Here is a 6,141-nt window from a genome sequence, read left to right on the forward strand (position 1 = left end):
GCTACTGTTTTATGGCAAGTATCTACTAATTATGTAAATGCTACTAATGCTCCAGCAACTTGGATTTATAATAATAATTTCTCAGGAGCTACTTTTACATCTAATGCTATAGCAACAGATACATGGTATAGAGCTCGAGTTACCAATGGTGCTTGTATGACTTATAGCGAGCCGGTTAAAATTACAGTTCTACCTAATGCCCTTGCAGGAGTTATTACTAGTGTTGCTTCGATTTGTGCAGGAGCAGATGTAACTTTAAGCTCTACGGCTTATACAGGTTCTTCTATGCAATGGGAGGTTTCTACCGTTTCTACTACAGCAGGATTTGAAACTGTAAGTGGTGGTGCCAACCAACTGACTTTTACTTTGAATACCGCTGCGTATGCTTCTTTTTCTAAGTTTTATGTTAGAAGTGTAGTAACCAGTGGAAACTGTAACCAATCTAGAAGTGCAGTTAAGACTATTCTAGTAAAACCATTATCGGTTGCTGGAACAGTAACTGGTGGAGCATTAATTTGTTCGGGTTCTACTGGAACAGTAAAAGTAGCAGGACATATCGGAACTGTTAAATGGCAGTCCTCTGCTGATGGAACTAGCTTTACAGATGTTCTAGTTTCGGATGGAGTATTTAGTGCAACTTCGTTAAACGCTAACTTTACTCCAAATAGCATTGTGGCAGATACGTATTATAGAGCTAAAATAACCAGCAGCCCTTGTTCAGAAGTTTATTCTAATGCGGTTAAATATACAATTGCAACCGGTGCAACTGCTGGAACTCTAACTGCTGCAAATGCAACAGTATGTACTGGAACAGGAAGTACCTTAACCTTAACAGGTTCCTTTGGTAGTATTAAATGGTTTAAATCTACCAATTGGACAACTGCATCTCCTACTTGGTCAGCAGTTACAGGTTCTACTGCAACATTAGTAACAGCAAACCTTACCGTTTCTACTGCTTATAAAGCACAAGTTACAATAGGTACTTGTTTCTCAGAAACTAGCGAAATAGTTCCGGTTATGGTGTACAGTGCACCATTGGCTAAAACAATTACAGCCAATGTAACAACACCATCAGGTGCTACAGCAGCGTTAGCTATTTGTCCAAGTGTTACAAAAACTTTAACCATTGGTACGGGATCTATTGGTGCAATCCAATGGCAGCAATCTACAACGTCATCCACAACAAATTTTAATGACATTGCAGATGCAACAGTAGCTTCTTATACAGTAGTTAACCCAGCAGTTGGAGTAAATTACTACAGAGCGAAGTTCACTAATTCTTGTGGAGCGGTAGTATATTCTAAAACCTTCACATTATACTATAAAAATTGTGGAAGTGTGAAAGCTGCTATGCCAACAGAAATAGCATTCCATGCTACAGCGTATCCAAATCCATTTGCAGAGAACTTTAAACTAGATATTAAAACTAGTAGTGAAGAAGCTTTACAAGTGAAAGTATACGATATGTTAGGAAAACTAGTGGACAACCAAATACTAGATGCTACTCAAGTAGAAGCATTTGAAATTGGAGCAAACTATCCTTCTGGCGTGTACAACGTGATGGTAAGCCAAGGCGATAATCTTAAAACCGTAAGGGTGATTAAGAGATAAGCTATCATGAATTCTAAATAATTCAAAGCCTCCTCAAGAAATTGAGGAGGCTTTTTTATTGGTATTCATCGTCCTGCATTATGCTTTTTTAAAACAACTTTGTAGTTGAAGTAGGCGATTTAAGAGAGTAGTCATTAGATTGTTTAAACTTTAGGACACAATCCTTTGTGCCTTTTGTGGTAAAAGAATCCGCCCCAAGTAGGCGATTTAAGAGAGTAGTCATTAGATTGTTTAAACTTTAGGACACTGTCATCTCCTTTATAACGTGAACTAGTTCCTTTATCACGTAAACTAGTTGCAAAGGAATGGGAACTACTTCCTTTATAACGTGAACTAGTTGCAAAGGAACGTTAACTAGTTGCAAAGGAACGTTAACTAGTTCCTTTATCACGTTAACTAGTTATAAAGCAACGTGAACTAGTTCCTTTATCACGTTAACTAGTTATAAAGCAACGTTAACTAGTTATAAAGGAACGTTAACTAGTTATAAAGCAACGTTAACTAGTTATAAAGCAACGTTAACTAGTTATAAAGGAACGTTAACTAGTTATAAAGCAACGTTAACTAGTTATAAAGGAACGTTAACTAGTTATAAAGCAACGTTAACTAGTTATAAAGCAACGTTAACTAGTTACAAAGGAACGTTAATTAGTTATAAAGGAATAGAAACTAATTTAAAATTGTTGACAAATACTAAACAATAAACCTTAAAAATATATTGTAATTAAACTATAGTAGCCTTAAATTTGAAGTTTCAAAATAGTTAGGATGCACAGATATATTAGCCAGCTGAACGAAGCGCAACAAGAACCGGTTTTACAAAAAGACGGCCCAATGATTATCATTGCTGGTGCAGGCTCGGGTAAAACACGTGTGCTTACAATTCGTATTGCCTATTTGATGAGTTTGGGAGTAGATGCGTTTAATATTTTAGCACTAACCTTTACCAACAAGGCAGCTCGGGAAATGAAAAAACGTATTTCCGATATTGTGGGAACTAATGAGGCCAAAAACCTTTGGATGGGAACCTTTCACTCCGTTTTTGCTAGAATACTTCGAAGTGAAGCCGATAAATTGGGTTTCCCTTCTAATTTCACCATTTACGACACCCAAGATTCTGTTCGTTGTATATCTGGAATTATCAAAGAAATGCAGCTTGACAGAGACGTGTACAAACCCAAACAAGTATTAAGCCGAATATCCTCCTATAAAAACTCCTTGATTACTGTAAAAGCCTACCTCAATAATCCCGAATTGCAAGAGCAAGATGCGATGTCTAAAAAACCTCGTCTAGGCGAAATTTACGCCAATTATGTGGATCGTTGTTTCAAATCGGGCGCTATGGATTTTGATGATTTGTTATTAAAAACCAACGAATTGTTGAACCGGTTCCCAGATGTTTTAGCCAAATACCAGGACCGTTTCCGCTACATCATGGTAGATGAGTACCAAGATACCAACCATTCCCAATATTTAATTGTGCGTGCTTTGTCCGATCGTTTTCAGAATATCTGTGTCGTTGGGGATGATGCGCAAAGTATCTATGCCTTTCGAGGGGCCAACATTAATAATATTTTGAATTTTCAAAAAGACTACGATAACGTAAAAACTTATCGATTGGAGCAAAACTACCGTTCGAGCAAGAACATTGTTGAAGCGGCCAATTCGATTATCGATAAAAATAAAACCAAGTTGGATAAAGTCGTTTGGACTGCTAACGAATTTGGTGCCAAAATTAAAGTCCACCGCAGTGTAACCGATGGCGAAGAAGGCCGATTTGTGGCCGGAGAAATATTCGAACAAAAAATGCGCAACCAAATGCTCAATGGGCAATTCGCTATTTTGTACCGTACCAATGCACAATCTCGTGCTATGGAAGATGCCTTACGCAAGCGCGATATTCCGTATCGAATTTATGGTGGCTTGTCTTTTTACCAACGAAAAGAAGTGAAAGACGTAATTTGTTATTTGCGATTGGTAATCAATCCTAAAGATGAAGAAGCATTAGTTCGAGTAATTAATTATCCAGCCCGAGGAATTGGAGATACTACCATTGAGAAACTAACCGTTGCTGCCAACCATTACAAGCGTTCCATATTTGAAGTAATGGAACACATTGATAAAATTGATTTAAAATTAAACTCGGGAACCAAAGCCAAGTTGCAAGATTTTGTAACGATGATTAAGAGTTTTCAGGTTATAAATCAAAATCAAGACGCGTGGTTTTTAACCGATCATGTGACTAAAAAAACCGGATTAGCTCAAGAATTAAAAAAAGATGGAACCCCCGAAGGTATTGCCCGAATTGAAAACATCGAGGTGTTAATGGGCGGTATTAAAGATTTCATTGAAGGCCAAAAAGAGATTGATGGAGCCCGTGGTGCCTTATCGGAATTTATGGAAGATGTTGCTCTAGCAACCGATTTAGATAAAGATACTGGCGACGACGATAGAGTGGCTTTAATGACCATTCACTTGGCGAAAGGATTGGAATTTCCGTATGTCTTTATCGTTGGTTTGGAAGAAGATTTGTTTCCGAGTGCGATGAGTTTGAATACCCGAAGCGAACTCGAAGAAGAACGCCGGTTGTTTTATGTTGCCTTAACCAGAGCGGAACACCAGGCGTATTTAACCTATGCGCAATCGCGTTACCGTTGGGGAAAACTAACCGATAGCGAGCCTTCTCGTTTTATAGAAGAAATTACAGGAGAATATTTAGAATACATCAATCCGAGTGATGCTGGTGGCTACCGCTACAAACCGATGATGGATATCGATATCTTTGGCGATGTCGATAAATCGAAATTGCGTTTGGCAAAACCCGTTACAGGAACGCCACCAAAACGCTACGGAGAAGAACCAATTTCTTCTTCCTCCATTAGAAAACTGAAGCCAGTAGCAAGCAATGGAGCCAATGCTGGTGGAGCCAATTTATTTGATAACAAATTAGCCGCAGGAAATATAGTAATGCACGAACGTTTCGGAAAAGGAGAAGTAATCAACTTAGAAGGTGCTGGTGCGGATAAAAAAGCCGAAATCCGATTTGAAGTTGGAGGAATTAAGAAATTATTGTTGCGATTTGCTAAGTTGGATGTTATTGGATAAAGAGGTTTGTGGTTTGTGGTTTGTTGTTTGTGGTTTATTGTTTATGGCTTATAGTTTGTTGTTTATAGTTTATAGTTTATGGTTTGTTGTTTATAGTTTGTTGTTAATGGTTTATAGTTATGGCAAAAATATTAAAATTTGAAGATTTAGAAATTTGGCAAAAGGCTAGAGAAATTTGTCAATTTATTGAAGACTTAATACAAAACACCGCATTAAAAACTAACTTTTCATTGAAAGATCAAATTGATAGAAGTTCAGGTTCAATAATGGATAATATAGCCGAAGGATTTGAAAGAAATGGTAATAAAGAATTTATTCATTTTTTGAGCATTGCAAAAGCTTCTTGTGGAGAGTCAAAATCTCAAAGTTACAGAGCTTTTGATAAAAAACTTATTTCGGTAGAGCAGCATTTACAGTTAAATGAAATGTTAGAATTAGAAAAAAACAAAATAGGAGCAATGATGAATTATTTAATTAATTGTGAAATAAAAGGTTTAAAATTTAAGTAGGTTTCACAAACCACAAACCACAAACCACAAACAATAAACAACAAACCACAAACAAAAAACCACAAACAAAAAATGACACAATTCTTAAAAATATACGAAGACAATCCGAACGAGGCTGCAATTAAAAAAGTAGTGGAGGTCTTAAAAAATGGTGGTGTAATTATTTATCCTACCGATACCGTTTATGGTTTGGGTTGTGATATTACCAACACTAAAGCGCTAGAACGAGTTGCAAAACTAAAAGGAATCAAGTTAGAAAAAGCAAACTTGTCTTTTATTTGTTATAACCTAAGTCATATTTCCGATTATGTGAAACAAATAGATACTGCCACATTTAAGTTACTTAAAAGGGCTTTGCCTGGACCTTATACCTTTATTCTTCCAGGAAATAATGATCTTCCGAAAGTATTTAAAAACAAAAAAACAGTCGGAATTCGGGTTCCCGATAATAGCATAATTCGGGCTATCATTAAAGAATTAGGAAATCCTATTATTTCTACTTCCATTCATGATGAGGACGAAATTATTGAATATTCTACCGATCCCGAATTGATTTTTGAAAAATGGCAAAACAAAGTCGATATGGTTATTGATGGTGGCTATGGCGATAACATTCCATCCACAATTATTGATTTGTCGGGAAACGAGCCAGAAGTCATCCGAGAGGGAAAAGGTAGTTTGGATATTTTGTAATTTGTTCATGAAGAAATTTCTTTTTAAGCTTTTTTTATAACATTATTACTTCTTTTGCAGTAGTTATAAAAGTAGGAAACGTATAAAAACCCCATTGTTGTCCGATAAAACTAACTATTTGCTTTGTTAAGTCTTACAAATAGTACGAAATTTTAGACTCAACTTAATTTTTAATATATTCTCGCTAAGATACAAAGTCGCAAAGAACTCAGATATAAACTGC

General features: G+C 36.3%; 4 protein-coding genes. All 4 read left to right on the plus strand.

The annotated features are described in order from the left end of the window. Positions 1–1,611 (plus strand): T9SS type A sorting domain-containing protein (locus ACIQ2J_RS14645; RefSeq protein WP_396171208.1); only part of this gene is annotated, 1,611 nt, incomplete at its 5' end. Between the two features lie 768 nt (positions 1,612–2,379). Beyond that, positions 2,380–4,716, plus strand: a complete 2,337-nt coding sequence (locus ACIQ2J_RS14650) for an ATP-dependent helicase (RefSeq protein ID WP_396171210.1) — start codon at positions 2,380–2,382, stop codon at positions 4,714–4,716. Positions 4,717–4,835: 119 nt separating this feature from the next. Further along, positions 4,836–5,225 (plus strand): four helix bundle protein, encoded by a 390-nt coding sequence (locus ACIQ2J_RS14655; RefSeq protein WP_396171212.1) that lies wholly within the window; start codon positions 4,836–4,838, stop codon positions 5,223–5,225. 72 nt (positions 5,226–5,297) lie between these two features. Next, positions 5,298–5,918: an L-threonylcarbamoyladenylate synthase gene (locus tag ACIQ2J_RS14660; RefSeq protein WP_396171214.1), complete on the plus strand. Its 621-nt coding sequence runs from the start codon at positions 5,298–5,300 to the stop codon at positions 5,916–5,918. The last annotated feature ends 223 nt before the right edge of the window (positions 5,919–6,141 follow it).

This window comes from Flavobacterium sp. (genome assembly GCF_044357305.1).
Taxonomy (GTDB): domain Bacteria; phylum Bacteroidota; class Bacteroidia; order Flavobacteriales; family Flavobacteriaceae; genus Flavobacterium.

Coding starts and splice junctions, on each gene's coding strand:
- ACIQ2J_RS14650 (WP_396171210.1), top strand. CDS start 2,380: ATGCACAGATATATTAGCCAGCTGAACGAAGCGCAACAAGAACCGGTT.
- ACIQ2J_RS14655 (WP_396171212.1), top strand. CDS start 4,836: ATGGCAAAAATATTAAAATTTGAAGATTTAGAAATTTGGCAAAAGGCT.
- ACIQ2J_RS14660 (WP_396171214.1), top strand. CDS start 5,298: ATGACACAATTCTTAAAAATATACGAAGACAATCCGAACGAGGCTGCA.